General features: G+C 53.5%; 2 protein-coding genes (1 of these 2 cut by a window edge). Both read right to left on the reverse strand.

The features are described from left to right. Positions 1–9 precede the first annotated feature (9 nt). On the reverse strand, positions 10–6,687 hold the full coding sequence (locus tag WDV74_RS07835) for an amino acid adenylation domain-containing protein (RefSeq protein ID WP_338885389.1): 6,678 nt from the start codon (positions 6,685–6,687) through the stop codon (positions 10–12). Continuing rightward, positions 6,687–21,218: the 3' portion of a non-ribosomal peptide synthase/polyketide synthase gene (locus WDV74_RS07840; protein WP_338885390.1), read on the reverse strand. The gene runs 8,235 nt beyond the window's last position; only the last 14,532 of its 22,767 coding nucleotides appear in the window; the start codon falls outside the window, past its right edge; it ends in the stop codon at positions 6,687–6,689. Before WDV74_RS07840 ends, WDV74_RS07835 begins: the two co-directional genes overlap by 1 nt.

Here is a 21,218-nt window from a genome sequence, read left to right on the forward strand (position 1 = left end):
TATGCCTTATCATTTGTTGTTGTCTCCGCCTAAAATTGCCATTAATTCTTCGGTTGACATTAAATCCAGCTCGTCCTCAAGTAATTCAATATTGCTGTTCCCTATAGCATCCAATTGGGTAGTAAGGATGATGTCGGCCTGCTCTGCCAATTGAGGAGAAAGAAACAACGAGGAGATAGGGATATCGACCAGAAATTCATCTTGTATGCGTGTTGCTAATTGCGCGATCAGCAATGAGTGGCCGCCAAGTTCAAAAAAGTTATCGTGGCGACCAATTCGTTCTAATCCCAGCAAGTCTTGCCAGATTTGGGCCAGCATGATTTCTTCTTCATTGATCGGTGCTTCATAGTGGCGTATGACCATAGCGGATGCATCAGGGGCAGGAAGTGCCTGACGGTCGAGTTTGCCATTGGGGGTCAGCGGGAAAGTATCCAATATGACAAAGGCGCCAGGCAGCATATAGCCAGCAAGATGCTGGGCCAGTTGCTGATGCAGTTCTGTCGGCACCAGTTCAACACCGGTTTGGGGGATCAGGTAGGCGACCAGACGTCTCTGGCTCCCTGTGTTGTCGAGAAGCGTATCTTCGCGCATAAGAACGATGGCTTCGTGCACGCCATCGCATTGCATTAACTTAGCTTCAATCTCGCCGAGTTCAATGCGGAAACCACGCAACTTGACCTGAAAATCATTGCGACCAAGATATTCGATATTGCCATCAGGCAGCCAACGCCCGATATCACCGGTTTTGTACATACGGGCATCGGGGTTCTGGGAGAACGGATCGGCAAGGAAGCGTTCGGCAGTCAGTTCAGGCCGGTTCAGGTAACCGCGAGCCACGCCGTCACCGGCAATATGGATTTCACCTGCTACACCGATGGGAACGGGTTGACCACGCGTATCCAGAATATAAATCCGGGTATTGGCAATTGGGCGGCCAATAGGGATAGAGCGGGTTACATCCACGGGGGAAGTGATCTCGTAGGTAGAGGCAAATGTTGTCGTTTCCGTCGGGCCATAGCCGTTAATCAGGTGGACGGGTTGAGACGCAGCCCGTTGTACCTGTTGTATTTTCCTCGGATCGAGCACATCACCACCGGTAAGCAGGTAACGTAACTGACCAAACAAGGGTTTGAGACTATCGAGATATTCGTTGAACAAACCCACCGTTAACCAGAGGGCGGTGACTTGCCCCTTGATCAATGAATTGCAGAGACGTTCTGGATCGAGCAGCACGGATTGCGGAACGATATGCAGGCGTGCCCCGTTGAGCAGGGTAGACCAAATTTCCCAGGTCGAGGCATCAAAAGCGATATTGGCACAATGAGCAACGCAGTCGGACGTACTGATATCTGCATAAGCACTATTGATAACCAGCCGATTGACACTGCGGTGTTCGACCATCACCCCTTTGGGTTGCCCCGTAGAGCCAGAGGTATAGATCACATAGGCTAGATTTTGTGATGTCAGGTTCAGTACCTGTGGATTAGGGGAGGGAATCGGGTGTGTCTCTTGGCTATCAAGCACGATGATAGGCACTGTTGCAGATACACTGCGGTGTAACCTGTCGAACTGTGCTGTCTGGGTCAGTAATACCATTGGAGCGGCATCTTCGAGCATATAAGCCAGCCGTTCGGTGGGATAAGCCGGATCGAGCGGAACATAAGCGCCGCCAGCCTTAAGAATGCCGAGTAATCCCACAATAGTATCCAGACTACGTTCGGCACAAATTGCCACCCGATCATCCGGCCGCACTCCCAGAGCAATCAAGTGATGAGCCAGACGATTAGCCCGTTGGTTCAGTTCACCATAGCTCAGTGTTTGGTTTTCACAGACGACAGCGATGGTCTCTGCATGTTGTTCAGCCTGTGTTTCAAACAGTTGGTGGATTAGCGCACCTTGCGGGAAATCAACTTGAGTAGCGTTAAAATCGGCCAGCACTTGTTGCCGCTCTGCCGTTGGTAAGATTGGTACGGCCAAAATCATCTGTTGTGGATGATGTACCAACGCATCGATCAGGCCACGAATGGCTGTCAGCAGGTAATGGGCTACACGAACTGGATCGATATCTGCCACAGTGTGGATGGTCAGGTGAAAACCAACGCCTAAGTCATCTATTGATAGTGTGATTGGATAGTTGGTTCGTTCCTGTGTGGCAACAACGCGCATATCAGACCAGATATTAACCGCGTTCGCGTCATTGGCTTGGGAATGACGGTAATTGAGTAAGGAGCTGAACAGCGGCATGGGTTGCGCGACACCACTACAACTTTGTGCCAATGCCAATGGTGCCTGTTCATGTTCCAGTAGCGACATCAGGTTATCGTAAGTGGCTTGTACCACGGTTTGTACACTGCGATCAGCCAGGGAAACACGTACTGGCAAGGTGTTGATAAACATCCCCAATATTTGGCCGGCACCGGCACCGCCTTGCAGACGCCCCAATAGTACGGAGCCAAAAACGACGTCGTCACGACCACTGGTATGGGCCAATACCTGCGCCCAGGCCACATGAAACAGGACACTCTGATTGATCCCTAAGCGCCGAGCCTGGCTGCGAATGGTTTCCGCCAGTTCAGTAGGAAGAGAAAGGCGGGCTTCGGTGATGGCATTACCATCGCTTAATGTTTGGTTATCCGGTATTGACAGCACACCGAATGGTGCTGTCGGTGCATCAATATCGGCGAGTTGAGCACGAAAATAGGCTTCGTGCTCTGTGGCGGGTGCGTTCAGGATTTGGGCGATAAAGTTGCGATAGGGCAGTGCCGCAGGCAGTGTTTGTTGTCCCTGCAATATTTGCGCTATTTCGGCAAAAATCAGATCCAGTGTCATATGGTCGCTGACCAGATGATGGAAACGCAGGGCCAGCAGCCATTCGTTCTGTAGTGGATCATGGGCGATATCGGCAGCAAACAGCGGGGCATGATTCAAATTAATGCGGTGCTGGCGTGGATCCGTGTCAGCCTGTAATTGCGCCGGAATATCGTCTGGCGTGGCAGGGATGAATTCGTGGATAGTCAGCTGTGCCTGACGCCAAACCACCTGAACCGGCTGTTCCAGTCCCTGCCAATAAACGGCCGTGCGCAGGATATCATGGCGGTTAATAACCTGTTGCAAGGCCGCCAGAAAGCTCGCAAGACGATCGCGAGAATTGAACGCGAGCAGGCTCTGCAACAGATAGGTATCCCCCTGTGCCTGCATTCGGTAATGGAACAGGATCCCTTCCTGCAACGGGGCCAGTGGATAAATATCCTGTACATTACTGGCTCCGCCGGAAACGGTAGCAACAATGGCATCAATTTCAGCTTGAGAAAGCGAAACCAATGGCAACATATCGGGGGTAATGGCCGTACAATCTTCCGGGATCAGGTTGGGGGGGACGACAAAGGTGCTGCCCCTCTGCTGGATAGCCTGAGCCATATTAGCAAGGACAGGTGAGGCGAACACGCTGCGCACTTCGAGTTGCCAGCCCAGATTACGCAGCTCTTCGATCAGGCTGACAATCATCAGCGAATGGCCGCCGAGTTCAAAGAAATGGTCATGGCGGCTGACTTGTTTCAGGTTTAAGAGTTTTTGCCAAATCTGTGTCAGGGCGATTTCTCTCTCTCCAACGGGCGTGGCATAGCGGCGGGCGACGACGGCCGATAAATCCGGTGCCGGCAGCGCCTGACGGTTAAGTTTGCCATTGGGGGTGAGCGGGAACGTGTCTAACATAACAAACGCACTGGGTAACATGTATTCAGCAAGATGCTGGGTCAGTTGCTGGCGCAGTTCAGCCGGCACCAGTTCAACTCCCTCCTGTGGCCGCAGATAGGCCACCAGCCGTTTCTGGCCGGGTTCATCTTCGCGCGCCAGTACGACCGCTTCGCGTACGCCGTCACATTGCCTCAGTTTGGCTTCGATTTCCCCCAGTTCGATACGGAAGCCCCGTAACTTGACCTGAAAATCATTGCGACCGAGGTATTCGATATTACCCTCGGGCAGCCAGCGACCGAGGTCACCGGTTTTATACATGCGGGCATCGGGTTCTGAAGAAAACGGATCAGGCAGGAAGCGTTCGGCGGTCAGTTCAGGCCGGTTTAGGTAACCGCGGGCTACGCCGTCACCGGCAATATGGATTTCACCGGCTACCCCGATAGGAACGGGTTGACCTTGCGTATCTAAAATATAAATTTGGGTATTTGCGATGGGGTGACCTATGGGGATTTTTCTGTTTTTACCTTCAACGTCCTCGTCTTCCATAACAGGAATTTCATAGGCGGTGGCAAACGTGGTTGTCTCGGTTGGCCCATACACATGCAGTAAGTGTCTGGGGGGATGTTCGATTCTGAGACGAATAGCCGGACGGTTATCCGTCTGTTCACCGCCGAACAGGACATAGCGTAAGCCAGAGAGGGATGGCCCAATGAGATCAGCGTATTGGTTAAACAGGGCGGTGGTCAAGAACAGGGCAGTGACACCTTCCGATGACAGACACTGACCAAACAGCGTGGGCTGGAGCAAGACTTTTTCCGGGATAAGCACAATACGCGCCCCATGCACCAGCCCCGCCCATATTTCCCAGGTGGCGGCGTCAAATGAAACATTGGCGCAATGGACAATACAGTCGTCAGGGCCAATCTCAGCAAAGCCACTGTTAATGATAAGACGCAGGACATTGCGATGTTCGACCATCACGCCTTTAGGTTGCCCTGTCGAGCCGGAGGTGTAAATTACATAGGCCAGATGGCGTGATGTTAGCCCCAATGCATGGGCTTGCGGGTTGTGAGTCGGTTGTGCCTCGAATAACGTTTCCTGCGCATCAAGCACGATGACCGGCACCGTTACAGTGACGCTGTCACGCAATCTGTCGTATTGTGCGGTCTGGGTGAGTAACACCACCGGGGCGGCATCGTCCAGCATATAAGCCAGCCGGTCGGTGGGATAAGCCGGATCGAGCGGCACATAGGCGCCACCGGCCTTAAGGATGCCCAGCAAGCCCACGATGGCGTCCAGACTGCGTTCAGCACACATCGCCACCCGATCATCCGGCCGCACGCCGACAGTCATCAAGTAATGGGCCAACTGGTTAGCCCGATGATTTAACTCACTGTAGCTCAGGGTCTGGTCTTCATAGGTGACCGCAATGCGGTCGGGATGCTGTGCCGCTTGTGCTTCAAACAGCGAGTGGATCAACGCGTTTTGCGGGAAATCGGCCTGAGTGGCATTAAAATCCACCAGCAGTTGTTGCCGTTCTGAGGCGGGCAACAGGGGTAACGTGGCAATAAGTTGGGTGTCATCCACCGTCATGGCGATCAGTGCTTTGTTGAAATAACCGACTATTCGCTCAACCGTGGTGGCATCGAATAAATCGGTGGCATATTCCAGCCCCCCGATTAAACCGGCTTCGGTTTCACTCAGTGATAAGGTTAAGTCAAAATGTGCACTGCGATGTTCCTGGGCAATCGTCGTCAGTTGCAACCCCGGCAGGGTCAACTCTTGGGCTGGGGTATTGTTTAAGGCCAGCATTACCTGAAACAGCGGGCTGTAACTCAGGCTGCGTTCCGGCTGGATCGCCTCCACCACCTGCTCGAAGGGCAGATCCTGATGGCTATAGGCGGCCAGCGACCGCTCCCGCACCTGGGCCAGCAAATCTGTCACACGGAGGTTATCATGGCAGGAGATACGCAAGGCCAGCGTATTAACAAAGAACCCCATCAGTCCTTCCAGTTCCTGGTGTGGACGGTTAGCGACAGGGGTGCCGGTAACAATATCCGCCTGGCCACTGAGCCGGGCCAGTACCAGACTCCAGGCACTGAGCAGCGTCATAAACAATGTGGTGTTGTGACGTTGTCCAAGCGCTTTCAATGAAGCCAATAAATCCGCATCAACGTGCACAGGCACGCGGTTGCCTGCATAGGTTTGTACTGCCGGACGTGGCCGGTCGGTTGGGAGAGTAAGTAAGGCCGGTGCGTCAGCAAACTGGGTGCACCAGAAATCACGTTGTGCCGTGAAGGTGGTGCCTTGTAACTGCTCCTGTTGCCAGACCGCATAATCAGCATACTGGATCGGCAGGGGAGGCAAAGGATCAGGTTGGCCGTCAAGAGCCGCACGGTAAAAGATGCTCAGTTCTTGCACCAGCACACCGACAGACCAGCCGTCAGTGATAATGTGATGCAGGGTCAGCAACAGCACATGCTCGTCGTCGGCCAGTTGCAGCAGTTGGCCACGGATCAGCGGGCCTTGGACAAAATCGAAGGGCGCCTGTGCCTCGCTATTGGCGAGTTCGGCAACATGCTGGGTACGCAAGGCGGGATCGATCGGGCGCAGGTCGTGGCAGGTCAGGGCAAAACCGATATCAGCCGGATCGATATGTTGGCAGGGCTGGCCTGCTACCAGAATAAAACGGGTACGCAGGCTTTCATGGCGGGCAATCAGGCGATCCAGTGCTGCTTTCAGCGCCGGGTAGTCGAGCTGGCCAGTGAGGCGTAATGTCACCGACAGATGATAAGCCTGGCTGGCCGCCGCATCGAACTGGCTGATAAACCACAGCCGCTGCTGGGCAAAAGAAAGCGGCAGGGGCTGATGTCTGTCCGCGGGTTTGATTAAGGTTGGCTGCTGTTCCCCCTCGCGGGCTTTCAGTTGTTCTGCAAGTCTTTTTTCCAGAACTGCACGTTTCAACTCATTGATATTCATATTAAACCTTGTCATTATTTACTGTCCCCGCCTAAAATTGCCATCAATTCTTCTGCCGACAATGAGTCAAGATCGTTTTGAATTGACTCAAGCTCGTTTTCCGCTACCGCATTCATTTGCGCTGAGAGAATGGCAGTGGCCTGCTCTGTTAATGTGGGCGAAGTGAATAACGCTGTCAGAGGGATACTGACCAAAAATTTATCTTGTATGCGGGTTATCAATCTGACGACCATCAGTGAGTGGCCGCCAAGTTCAAAGAAATGGTCGTGGCGACTGATACGCTCTAGTCCTAATAGATCTTGCCAGATTTGCGCCAACGCGGTTTCTATCCCACCTTGTGGCGGTTCGTAACCTTGGGTGACCACAGCCGCCAGATCCGGTGCAGGCAGGGCCTTGCGATCCAGTTTGCCATTGGGGGTCAGGGGGAAGGCTGTGAGCGTGACAAAGGCACTGGGTAACATATAGTCAGCGAGATATTGAGCAAGCTGCTGGCGCAGCTTCGCGGGCGCTAATTCAATCCCTTCCTGCGGTAACAGGTAAGCGACCAGCCGTTTCTGGCCGGGTTCGTCTTCGCGCGCCAACACAATTGCTTCGCGCACACCATCACATTGGCTGAGTCGGGTTTCGATTTCTCCCAGCTCGATACGGAAGCCGCGCAGCTTGACCTGAAAGTCATTGCGGCCGAGGTATTCGATATTGCCATCGGGCAGCCAACGACCGAGGTCGCCAGTTTTGTACATGCGGGCATCGGGTTGCGAAGAGAACGGATCGGGCAGGAAGCGCTCGGCGGTGAGTTCAGGCCGGTTCAGATAACCGCGCGCTACGCCGGCACCGGCAATATAAATTTCCCCCGCTACACCATAAGGAACGGGTTGACCTAGCATATCCAGAATATAAATCTGGGTATTCGCGATCGGGCGACCGATAGGAATGGAACGGCTCACATCAACGGGTGAGGTAATCGCATAGGTTGTGGCAAATGCAGTGGTTTCCGTTGGGCCATAGCCATTAATCAGGTGTGTTGGCTGGAACTCGGCTAATTGCACCTGCTGTATCTTTCTTGGATCGAGCACATCACCGCCGACAAGCAGGTAGCGTAGTTGCTCAAACAGGGGGCTGAGGTTATCGAGATATTCGTTGAACAAGCCGACAGTCAGCCAGAGGGCACTGATTTTCCCCTCAATCAGTGAATCGCAGAAATGCACCGGATTCAGCAGAATCGATTGTGGGATCACATGCAGGCGTGCGCCATTAAGTAAGGCAGACCAGATTTCCCAGGTCGAGGCGTCAAAAGCAATATTGGCGCAGTGGGCGATACCGTCGTTGGGACCAATGTCAGTAAAGCCATTATTGATAATCAGGCGAAGAACATTGCGGTGCTCGACCATCACGCCTTTGGGTTGTCCCGTCGAGCCAGAGGTATAAAGCACATAGGCCAGATGGTGTGACATCAACCCCAAGGCGTGTATGTCTGGGTTATGGGGCGGTTGCTCCGTCAAAATTAATTCCTGGTCGTCGAGTATTACTATCGACATGGACATAGGTACAAAACGGGACAGCTTGTCGGCGAGTGTTGTCTGAGTCAGCAACGCCACGGGTTCTGAATCTTCAAGCATATAAGCCAGCCGTTCGCTCGGATAGGTGGGATCGAGCGGGACGTAAGCGCCGCCGGCTTTGAGAATAGCGAGCAGGCCGACGATGAGATCCAGACTACGTTCGATACAGATGGCAACCCGATCATCTGGGTGCACGCCTAATGAAATCAGATGGTGAGCTAACTGATTGGCACGGCAGTTAAGTTCACCATAACTGAGCGTTTGTCCGTCAAATACGACAGCAAGGGTATCGGGATGGCGTGCCGCTTGAGCTTCGAACAATGAGTGAACCAGCTGGTCTTGCGGAAAATCGGCCTGCGTAGCGTTGGCATCTACCAGTAGTTGCTGGCGCTCTGTGGCGGGCAGGATTGAGATATCCCGAACCAGCCGTTGTGGATCATGAACCAGAGCATCGATTAAGCCACTGATGGCGGTGACCAGATAGTTGGTTACGCGGGTTGGGTCGATACCGGCTACTGTCTGGGCGATGAGCTGGAAATTGACGCCTAAATCATCCACTGACAGGGTGACAGGATAGTTAGTGCGCTCTTCTGCGGCTAAAGTACGTATACCCGCCCAGAGAGTATCAAGCCCTCCGGTTTCAGCAGATTGACCATGACGATAATTCAATAAGCTACTAAATAACGGCATCGACTGCGGCATACCGCTGCAACGTTGTGCCAATGCCAATGGAGCCTGTTCGTGTTCCAGTAACATCATCAATCCGTGGTGGGTGTTGTGGACGACTTCCTGAACAGTGTAATTCGTCAGGGAAACCCGCATTGGCAACGTATTGATGAACATACCCAATACTCGCTCGGCTCCCGCACCGCCTTGCAGACGGCCTAATAGCACGGAGCCAAATACCACGTCATCACGGCCGCTGGTCTGTGCCAACACTTGCGCCCATGCCACATGGAACAGCACACTGGGGCTGACGCCTAAACGACGCGCCTGAGTGCGAATGGTTTTGGCCAGATCGGGGGCGATAGGGAGACGAGCCTCAGCCACGCAGTCATTGTCAGGATGCACCTTGAGCAGCCCAAAAGGTGCCGTGGGTTCATCAATATCCGCCAGTTGGGTGCGGAAATGAGCCTCATGGTCAGCGGTCGGGGTAGCCAGAATTTGGGCGATAAAGTTGCGGTAAGGCAGTACCGCTGGCAGCCTCTCCGTCTTGCCCTGCAAGATAAGCGCAATTTCCGCAAAAATCAGCTCCAGTGTCAGATGGTCACTGACCAGATGATGGAAGCGGAGTGCCAGCAGCCATTCATCCTGTGCCGGATTCGGGGCGATATCGGCGGCAAACAGGGGCGCCTGGTTCAAATTGATACGATGCTGGCGTGGATCGGTATGACGCTTGAGTTGGGTGACAACGTCACCCGTTGTAGTGGGGGTGAAGATGTTAACCTTAAGCGGTGCCTGACGCCAGACCACTTGCACCGGTTGTGCCAGTTCTCGCCAGCAAACGGCAGTACGCAGAATATCATGGCGGTCGATAACCTGTTGCAGCGCTGTTAAGAAGGCATTGAGGCGCTCACGGGTATCGAACGCGAGCACGCTTTGCAGCAGATAATTATCCCCCTGGGTCTGTAACAGATGATGGAACAAAATCCCTTCCTGTAACGGCGCGAGGGGATAGATATCCTGCACATTGGCGCCGCCACCCGGAACAGTCGTCACGATGGCATCAATTTCAGTCTGGGACAGGGAAACCAAAGGCAGCATGGCGGGGGTAATGTCTGTGCACTCTTCAGCGATGAGATTGGGGGGCACGACAAAGGTGTTGGCATCACGCCGGACAGTCTGCGCCATATCAATCAGGACAGGGGCGACGAAAACACTGCGAACGTCGAGCTGCCAGCCCAGATTGCGCAGTTCTTCGATCAGGCTGACAATCATCAGTGAATGGCCACCGAGTTCGAAGAAGTGGTCATGGCGCCCAACTCGCTCCAGCCCCAATAATTTTTGCCAAATCTGGGCGAGGGTAATTTCCATCTCACCGACAGGGCTTGCATAATGGCGTACCACAATGGCGGATGAATCGGGAGCAGGCAAAGCCTGACGGTCAAGTTTGCCATTGGGCGTTAAAGGGAAAGAGGCTAACGTGACAAAAGCGCTGGGTAACATATAGTCGGCAAGGTGTTGGGCGAGTTGCTGGCGCAGTTCAGCCGGCACCAGCTCCACGCCCTCCCGTGGCCGCAGGTAGGCCACCAGCCGTTTCTGGCCTGGCTCATCTTCACGGGCTAATACCACGGCTTCGCGCACGCCATGACATTGTTCCAGTTTTGCCTCGATTTCCCCCAATTCAATGCGGAAGCCCCGCAGTTTGACCTGAAAATCATTGCGGCCGAGGTATTCGATATTGCCATCGGGCAGCCAGCGACCGAGATCGCCAGTCTTGTACATCCGGGCAGCCGAATTCAGGAAGAAGGGATCAGTGAGGAAGCGCTCGGCGGTGAGTTCAGGCCGGTTCAAATAGCCTCTGGTGAGACCGTCACCGACGATATAGATTTCGCCGGCCACGCCGAGCGGAACCGGTTGACCGAGGGGGTCAAGAATATAGATCCGCAGATCAGCCAGTGGCTGACCAATCAAGCTGCCCCGTCCTGAATAGATATCGGTTTCGGTCAGTTCGCGATAGGTAGCATGAACCGTAATTTCGGTGATGCCATACATATTGACCAGACGGGTTTGCGCGGTCGGATTGCGGGTCACCCACGGGACAAGTGTATGTAATTCCAGCGCCTCACCGCCAAAAATAATGCACCGCAAGGCGTGCTTAGCCACACCCTGGGCGGCAATCAGTGAACGGAAAGCACTGGGGGTCTGGTTTAAGATCGTGACGTGTTCACGGCACAATAGCGAATAGAATAGCTGCGGTGAACGGGCACACTCGGCTGAAATAACGACCAACCGACCGCCGTAAGCCAAAGCACCCCACAATTCCCAGACGGAGAAATCGAAAGCAAATGAGTGGAACAACGTCCAGACGTCTTTATCATCAAACTGGAAACGGGATTGGGTTGCGGCTAACAGGCGGATGACATTGGCGTGTTCAACCATCACCCCTTTCGGTGTTCCGGTCGATCCCGACGTGTAAATCACGTAGGCCAGATGGCGGGATGTCAGCCCCAGTGCCTGTGCGTCTGGATTATCGGTCGGCTGCATTGTCAGGAATGCTGTCTGGCTATCACAGATATTATCCAGCAAGACCGTAGGTAAGGCGCTGTCTAGCTTGTTGCGTAACGTTGCTTGAGTCAGTAAAGCCACAGGCGCCGCATCTTCCAGCACATAGGCCAATCGCTCGGTGGGGTAGGCCGGATCGAGCGGCACATAGGCACCACCTGCTTTGAGAATTGCCAGTAAACCGACCACCATCGCCAGGCCACGCTCGATACAAATCGCGATCCGATCGTCCGGACGCACGCCAGACGCAATGAGATAATGCGCTAACTGATTGGCACGGCGGTTTAACTCACCATAGCTGATCGTTTGTTCCTCAAATACAGCGGCGATAGCTTCAGGATGTTGTGCGGCCTGCGCTTCAACTAGTTGGTGGATCAACGCGTCTTGTGGGAAGTTCTGCTGGGTGGCATTGAAATCCACCAACAGTTGCCGCCGCTCCGATTCTGGCAGCAGGGGCAGGGCACCAATAAGTTGTGTCTCATCCGCCACCATAGCGGTCAACACATTTGTCAGGTAACCAACCAAACGCTCAATGGTCGTGGCGTCGAATAAGTCAGTGGCGTAGGCCAGTTCACCGACCAGGCGGCCGTCCTCATTTTCGACCAATGACAAGGTCAAATCGAAGTGAGCACTATAGTGTTCCTGCTCAATGTGGGTGAGTTGTAGCTCAGGTAACGCTAACGCTTGTCGTGAGATATGTTGTGGCGTGTTGTTTAAGGCCAGCATCACCTGGAAGATGGGGCTGTAACTCAGGTTGCGTTCAGGCTGGAGCGCTTCCACCACCTGTTCAAAGGGCAGATCCTGATGAGCATAGGCCGCGAAAGCGTGTTCCCGCACTTGGGTGAGCAAGTCAGCAACACTACTGGAATTATCCAGCGTGATACGTAAGGCCAGTGTATTGACGAAGAACCCGATTAATCCTTCCAGTTCATGATGTGGGCGGTTAGCAATCGGGGTGCCGATGACAATATCCGCCTGTCCACTCAGCCGAGCCAATACGATACTCCAGGCACTGAGTACGGTCATAAATAAGGTGGTGCGATGGCGCTGTCCAAGACGCTTAAGCGAAGTCAATAAGTCTGCATCAACATTGACAGGGAGCCGGCTACCAACATAGGACTGCACCGCTGGGCGGGGTCGGTCGGTTGGCAATGTCAATAAAGCCGGCGCACCTTCAAGCTGGGAACACCAGAAGTCGCGTTGTTTCGCAATGGCACTTTCTTGTAACCATTCTCGCTGCCAGACGGCATAGTCGGCGTACTGAATCGGCAAGGGTGGTAAGGGATCATCTTGGCTGTCGAGGGCGGCGCGGTAAAGGGCGCTGAATTCACGCAGCAATACGCCGATGGACCAGCCATCAGAGATAATATGATGCTGGGTGAGCAGCAAGATATGTTCCTCATCGGTCAGTTGCAGCAAATGACCGCGGATCAGCGAACCTTGGCTAAAATCAAAAGGTGTTTGTGCTTCGAGATCGGTTAATTCCGCGATACGGTTGCTATGGGCGTCTGGCGTTAATGCGCGCAAATCCTGGTAAGACAGGGCAAAACCCCTATCAGCCGGATCGATTTGCTGGCAAGGCTGGCCGGAAACCAGCACAAAGCGGGTACGCAGGCTTTCATGGCGGGCGACCAGAAGGTCAAGGGCGCGGATTAAAGTCGGGCGATGAAGCTGGCCGGTCAAGCGCAACGCCATCGGGATATGATAGGCCAGGCTAGCCGCCGGATTGAGCTGCGTGAGAAACCATAAACGTTGTTGAGCAAAGGACAGGGGCAACAGCTGGCTGCGGTCAGCGACAGGGATGTTTGTCTGAGCGGTTGTTGCCGTATCAGTTAGCGCGCGAGCCAAATCGCGCAAACGCGGTTGCTCAAAGAGTTGTTGTAACGGCAACTCGTGGGCCAATTGTTGACGAATGCGAGCCACCAGCTGGACAGCCAGCAGGGAATGGCCGCCGAGTTCGAAGAAGTGATCGTAACGGCCGACATGTTCCAGTCCGAGCAGATCTTGCCAAATCTCAGCCAGGATGATTTCTGTTTCACCCACGGGGGCTTCATAGCGGCGCGTGACCACCGCGGATAAATCCGGTGCCGGCAGAGCCTGACGATCCAGCTTGCCGTTGGGGGTGAGCGGGAAGGCATCCAGCGTGATAAAGGCACTGGGTAACATATAGTCAGCCAGATGCTGGGCGAGTTGCTGTCGTAACTCAGCCGGAACCAGTTCAATCCCTTCTTGCGGCAGCAGGTAAGCCACCAGTCGCTTTTGTCCGGGTTCATCTTCGCGGGCCAATACCACGGCATCACGCACGCCGTCACATTGGGTCAGTCTGGCCTCGATTTCGCCCAACTCGATACGGAAGCCACGCAGTTTGACCTGAAAATCATTGCGGCCGAGGTATTCGATATTGCCATCGGGCAACCAGCGGCCGAGGTCACCGGTTTTGTACATGCGGGCATCAGGCTCTGGAGAGAACGGATCGGCCAGGAAGCGTTCAGCGGTCAGTTCAGGGCGATTCAGGTAGCCACGGGCAACCCCAGCACCGGCAATATAAATTTCACCGGCAACCCCAGAAGGGACAGGCTGGCCTTGTTGATTCAGGATATAGATCTGGGTATTCGCGATCGGGTGGCCGATGGGAATTTTTCTGCCTTTACCTTCAACGTTTTTGTCTTCCAGAACAGGGATTTCATAGGCGGTGGCAAATGTGGTTGTCTCAGTTGGCCCATACACATGCAGTAAATGTTTGGGTGAATGTTCGGTTCTAAGGCGAATGGCAGGACGGGTATCACCCTGTTCGCCACCAAAAAGGACATAACGCAAACCAGACAACGCTGGCGCAATTAAACTCGCATATTGGTTAAACAGTGCCGTGGTCAGGAATAACGCACTGACACCCTCCGTTGACAAGCACTGACCAAAATCAGTGGGTTGTAACAAGGTTTTTTCTGGAATTAACAGAATACGTGCGCCATGAACCAGGCTCGCCCACACTTCCCACGTGGCGGCATCAAATGAGACATTGGCGCAATGGGCAATACAGTCGTCAGGGCTAATATTGGCAAAGCCATTATTGATGATAAGGCTAACGACATTGCGATGTTCGACCATCACCCCTTTAGGCTGGCCGGTCGAACCCGATGTGTAAATGACATAGGCTAAATGACGTGATGTCAGTCCCAGTGCTTGGGCGTTTGGGGTATCCGTCGGTTGTGTCGCCAGCAAGGTTTCATGGTGGTCACATAAAGAGTCAAGCAAGATCGTCGGCACGGTGTCAGGCAGCTTGTTGACTTGTGCCGTCTGGGTCAATAAAACAACGGGAGCTGAATCCCTGAGCATATAGGCTAACCGTTCAACCGGATAGGTTGGATCGAGCGGGACATAGGCACCGCCTGCCTTGAGGATCGCCAGTAAGCCGACCACCATCTCCAGACTGCGTTCGATACAGATAGCGACGCGATCATCTGGACGCACCCCTAGCGCAATCAAATGATGAGCCAGACGGTTGGCATGTTGGTTCAATTCTGCATAGCTCAATGTCTGGCCTGCGCAAATCACGGCGGTGGCATGGGGACGTTGTAATGCTTGAGCTTCAATGAGTTGATGGATCAGGGCATTTTGCGGAAAATCCACTTGGGTTGGGTTAAAGCCTACCAGCAGTTGTTGCCGCTCTGGTTCCGGCAAGATTGGAACATCTAGGATCAATTGTTGTGGGTTGTGGATCAGGGCTTCGATCAGGCCGTTAATGGCCGTTTCCAGATAGGCGGTGATGCGTTCTGGCGCAATTTCTGTCACGGTCAGGGCGGTTAATTGGAAATTATCCCCTAAATCATCGACTGACAGGGTAATGGGATAGTTGGTCTGCTCTTCAGCCGCAACCAGTCGCATATCTGTCCAGATTGTGTCAATGGTGTCTCCCTTGTCAGTCTGGCTATGGCGATAATTCAGCAAGGCACTGAACAGTGGCAATGGTTGCGCCACGCCACTGCACCGTTGTGCCAGCGCTAATGGGGCCTGTTCATGCCCCAGCAAGGTGGTCAGGTTATGGTAGGTATCCTGCACGATTTCCTGTACGGTACGTCCGGCCAGAGAAATACGAATTGGCAACGTATTGATAAACATCCCCAATATACGATCAGCACCTGTATTACCTTGCAGGCGGCCCAATAACACGGAGCCAAACACCACATCATCACGACCGCTAGTCTGGGCTAATACCTGCGCCCAAGCTACGTGGAACAGGACGCCTGGGCTGACACCCAAACGGCGGGATTGAACACGAATGGCTTCCGCCAGTTCAGGAGTGAGTAAAAGCCTGGATTTGGCGACAGAGACAGGTTTAGTGTCGTTTGGCGCGTTTTTAGGAATAGCGAGTACACCGAACGGCGCCGTGGGTTCATCAATATCGGCGAGCTGTTCGCGAAAGTAATCCTCATGCACTGAACTCGGTACATTTAGGATCTGGGCGATAAAGTTGCGATAGGGTAGCGTGGTAGGCAGAGCCTCCACATTTCCTCGTAATCTTTGGGTAATCTCAGCGAAAACCAGATCCAGTGTCATATGGTCGCTGACCAGATGGTGGAAACGCAGTGCCAGCAACCACTCATTTTGTGCCGGATCAAGGGTCATATCAGCCGTAAATAAGGGGGCTTGAGTCAGGTCGATACGATGTTGGCGCGGATCGGTATGAGCCTGTAACTGCTCCGGAATATCGTTGGTCGAGATTGGGATGAATTCACGGACAGTGAGCGGTGCCTGACGCCAAACCACCTGAACCGGTTGCGCCAAATCTTGCCAGTAAACCGCCGTGCGCAGGATGTCATGACGATCAATAACTTGCTGTAAGGCACCTAGAAAAGCCTCAAGACGTTTACGGGTATCGAAGGCAAGTATGATTTGCAATAAATAGGTGTCGCCTTGTGCCTGCAACAGATGATGGAACAGGATGCCTTCTTGCAAGGGCGACAATGGATAGATATCCTGTACATTACTTACCCCATCAGAAACAGTATTAACGATGGCATCAATCTCAGCCTGGGACAGGGAAACCAGCGGCAGCATAGCGGGCGTAATAGCGGTACAGCCTTCGGGTATCAGGTTGGGTGGCACGATAAAGGTATGGGTATCACGCTGGAGATTCTGGGCCATATCGATCAGGATGGGCGCGGCGAATACACTGCGAACGTCAAGTTGCCAACCCAGCTGGCGCAGTTCTTCGATCAGGCTGACTATCATCAACGAGTGACCGCCAAGTTCAAAGAAGTGGTCGTGGCGGCTGACTTGTTCCAATCCCAATAGCTCTTGCCAGATTTGTGCCAGGGTGGTTTCCGCTTCACCTATCGGGGATTCATGGCGGTGCATCACGATAGCGGATGCATCGGGTTCAGGCAGCGCCTGATGGTCAAGCTTGCCGTTTGGCGTTAACGGGAAGGATGCCAGCGTGACAAAGGCGCTGGGTAGCATATAGTCAGCGAGGTGCCGGGCAAGTTGTTGGCGCAGTTTGGCTGGCGCCAATTCAGCGCTTTCCTCTGGCAGCAGATAGGCAACAAGTCGTTTCTGGCCTTGATCTTCGCGAGCAACCACCACCGCTTCACGTACCCCATCACATTGCGTGAGTTTGGTTTCGATTTCCCCCAATTCAATGCGGAAACCACGGAGCTTGATTTGAAAATCATTGCGGCCGAGGTATTCGATATTGCCATTGGCGAGCCAGCGCCCGAGATCCCCCGTTTTGTACATCCGTGCGTTGGGGTTGGAAGAGAACGGATCAGCGAGGAAGCGTTCGGCAGTGAGTTCGGGACGATTAAGATAACCGCGGGCAACTCCCGCACCAGCAATATAGATCTCCCCTATGACACCCAGCGGGACAGGCTGATAATGGGTATCAAGGAGATAGATTTGGGTGTTGGCTATGGGGCGGCCAATCGGCGGTGGATTATCGGTTGAGCTATCTTCTGCGCAGGAACAGGCATAGAGCGTAGCACAGACCGTGATTTCCGTCGGCCCATAGGCATTGAGCATTTGTCGTCCTGATGACCAGCGTTTAACTAAGGTTGATGGACAGGCCTCTCCTCCCACCAGCAAGGTTTGCAGGGTATCGGGCAGGGAATCCATTGCGGCCAACGCAGTGGGCGACAGGAGAACATGGCTGATGGCCTGCTCGGTTAAGTAACCGGACAGTATGGCTCCAGGCAGCAGATTGGCCCGTTTGGCCAGATAGAGACGCCCGCCGGCCATTAAAGCCATACAACATTCCCAAATACAGGCATCGAAACTGTTTGAAGCAAACTGTAAGACGCGACTAGCTGGGGTTAGCGCCAGCGCATGTTGCTGAGTCGTGATCAAATTGCACAGGCTAAAATGTTCGATCATTACCCCTTTCGGTTGACCGGTCGAACCGGAAGTATAAATGACATAGGCCAGATGGTGTGACGCTAAACCCAATGCCTGTGCGTCTGGATTATCAGCAGGTTGGGTTGTCAGGTACGGCTCGGGATTATCCAGTAAGACGGTTGGCAAGGCGTTAAACTGGGCGAGCCACTCTGATCGGGACAGTGCCGATTGCGTGAGTAACGCCACCGGAGCAGCGTCTTCAACCATGTAAGCCAGCCGTTCGGCCGGATAAATGGGATCGAGCGGCACATAAGCCCCGCCCGCTTTGAGGATAGCCAGTAAGCCGACTACCATCTCCAGACTACGCTCGGCACAGAGGGCGACGCGATCGTCTGGACGTACCCCTAGCGTAATCAGGTAATGGGCTAATTGATTGGCGCGGTGGTTTAATTCACCATAGCTCAGCGTTTGGTCTTCGTAGACTACGGCAGTGGCATCGGGACACTGTTCTGCCTGAGATTCGAACAGTTGATGGATCAACGCCGTTTGCGGAAAATCCATCTGCGTCGCGTTGAAGTCCACCAGCAGTTGTTGCCGTTCTGAGGCGGGCAGCATCGGTAAAGTGGCAATGGGTTGGGTTTCATCCGCCGCCATAGCCGTCAGCACATGGGTTAAGTAACCGACCATACGCTCAATGGTTGCGGCGTCAAACAGATCGGCTGCATAGGCCAAATCACCGACCAGACCGGCCTCGGTTTCGGTCAGTGACAAGGTTAAGTCAAAGTGAGCGCTGGGATGTGCCTGTTCAATGGGGATGCATTGGATATCGGATAATGCCAGCGCTTGGGCGGGGGTATTATTTAAAGCCAACATCACCTGGAAGATCGGGCTGTGGCTGAGATTGCGTTCAGGCTGGAGCGCTTCCACCACCTGTTCAAAGGGCAGATCCTGATGAGCATAAGCGGCGAGCGCCCGCTCCCGAACCTGAGCCAGCAGGTCAGTGATAGTGATGGGATCATTCAGGCTGACGCGTAAGGCCAGTGTATTAACGAAGAAACCGATTAATCCTTCAAGTTCATGGTGTGGTCGGTTAGCGACAGGTGTACCGATAACGATATCATCCTGACCACTCAGCCGGGACAATACAATACTCCAGGCACCCAGCACAGTCATAAACAAGGTAGTGTTATGGCGCTGTCCAAGCTTTCTTAATGACGCCAATAAAGCGGCATCAAACTGTACAGGCACTCGACCACCGACAAAAGTTTGTGTCGCCGGACGCGGTCGGTCGGTTGGGAGAGACAGTAAGGCTGGTGCGTCGGCAAGCTGGGTACACCAGAAATCGCGTTGTGCAGTGAGGGTGGATTCTTGCAACCATCCACGTTGCCAGACCGCATAGTCGGCGTACTGGATCGGCAATGGCGGCAAGGGGACATCTTGGCCGTCGAGGATGGCGCGATAAAGCACACTGAGTTCATGCATGAGTATACCGATGGACCAGCCGTCAGAAATAATATGATGCTGGGTAAGCAGCAATACGTGCTCTTCGTCTGCCAGTTGCAGCAAGTGACCGCGGATTAGCGGGCCTTGGGTAAAGTCAAAAGGCGTTTGTGCTTCAAGGGCGGTCAAATCAGCAATATGGACGGAGTGCGTTTCTGGTGCCAGCGAGCGTAAGTCTTGGTAAGACAGGGCAAAGTTAATGTCAGTCGGTTCGATGTGCTGATAAGGCTGGCCGGAAACCAGCACAAAGCAAGTACGCAAGTTTTCATGTCGGGCGATCAATTGGTTAAATGCACGGATTAAGGCCGGACGATTAAGTTGACCGATCAGGCGTAATGCCAAAGGAATATGATAGGCCAGGCTGGCCGCTTGATCGATCTGACTCAGGAACCACAATCTTTGCTGAGCAAAGGACAGAGGTAACGGCTGGTTGCGATCAGTAACAGGGATTGTTATCTGGGCTATAGCTGAAGTGCCATTAAGTGTTTGAGCCAGGTCTGTCAATATGGGTTGATCAAAGAGCTGTTGGAGTGACAAATTTCGTGCCAAATCTTGGCGTACATGTGCGACGAGTTGGACGGCAAGCAGGGAATGGCCACCCAATTCAAAGAAATGATCATGGCGGCCTACTTGTGCCAGTCCGAGTAACTCTTGCCAAATCTGAGCCAGAGCGATTTCTGTCTCACCGACGGGGGCTTCGTAGCCGTGAGCGACTACGGCTGACAGTTCAGGCGCAGGCAGGGCCTGACGGTTGAGTTTGCCATTGGGCGTCAGCGGGAAGGACGTCAACGTGACAAAAGCACTGGGTAACATATAGTCAGCGAGATGTTGAGCGAGTTGCTGGCGCAGTGCCGCGGGTTCCAGTTCAAATCCCTGTTGCGGTAACAGATAGGCCACCAGTCGTTTTCCATCTTCGCGGGCGATCACGACCGCTTCACGTACGCCGTCACATTGGCTCAATCTGGCTTCGATTTCTCCCAGCTCGATACGGAAGCCACGCAGCTTAACCTGAAAATCATTGCGGCCGAGGTATTCAATATTGCCATCGGGCAGCCAGCGGCCGAGATCACCGGTTTTGTACATGCGGCTATCTGGCTGTGAAGCGAAGGGATCGGTCTGGAAACGTTCGGCAGTCAGTTCAGGTCGATTCAGGTAACCACGGGCTACGCCGGCACCGGCAATATAAATTTCCCCTGTCACACCGCGAGGGACGGGTTGGCCGTGTGAGTCCAGGATATAAATCTGGGTATTGGCAATCGGGCGGCCGATAGGAATGGAACGCGTCACATCAACGGGGGAACTCAGCGCATAGGTAGTAGCAAATGTTGTGGTTTCTGTTGGCCCATAGCCATTTATCAGGTGAACGGGTTGAGATTCAGCCGATTGCACCTGTTGTATCTTCCTTGGATCGAGTACATCACCGCCGATAAGCAGATAGCGCAATTGTCCAAACAGGGGCTTGAGGCTATCGAGATATTCGTTGAATAAACCCACAGTCAACCAGAGGGCGGTGACGCGTTCCTTGATCAGCGCATCACAGAAATGTGCCGGCTCGAGTAACACTGATTGTGGCACCACATGCAGGCGGGCGCCATTGAGCAAGGCGGACCAAATTTCCCAGGTCGAGGCATCAAAAGCAATATTGGCACAATGGGCGACACAATCATTCGAATCAATATCAGCAAAGCCACTATTAACGATAAGACGAAGAACATTACGATGTTCGATCATCACACCTTTAGGTTGGCCGGTAGAGCCAGAGGTATAGATCACATAAGCTAAATTCTGTGATGTCAGACCTAATGCGTGTGTATTGGGATTGTGAGTGGGTTGTGCCGCCCAAAACGGTTCTTGGGTATCAAGCAATACGGTAGGTATCAGGTTGTTTAATCTGCTAACTTGTGCTGTTTGGGCCAGCAGAACCACAGGCTCTGCATC

Source organism: Xenorhabdus sp. TH1, assembly GCF_037260955.1.
In the GTDB taxonomy this organism is placed as follows: Bacteria; Pseudomonadota; Gammaproteobacteria; order Enterobacterales; family Enterobacteriaceae; genus Xenorhabdus; species Xenorhabdus griffiniae.

What these genes read in the sequence shown, in the direction of transcription:
- WDV74_RS07835 (WP_338885389.1), bottom strand. Translation starts at nt 6,687, where the DNA reads ATGACAAGGTTTAATATGAATATCAATGAGTTGAAACGTGCAGTTCTG.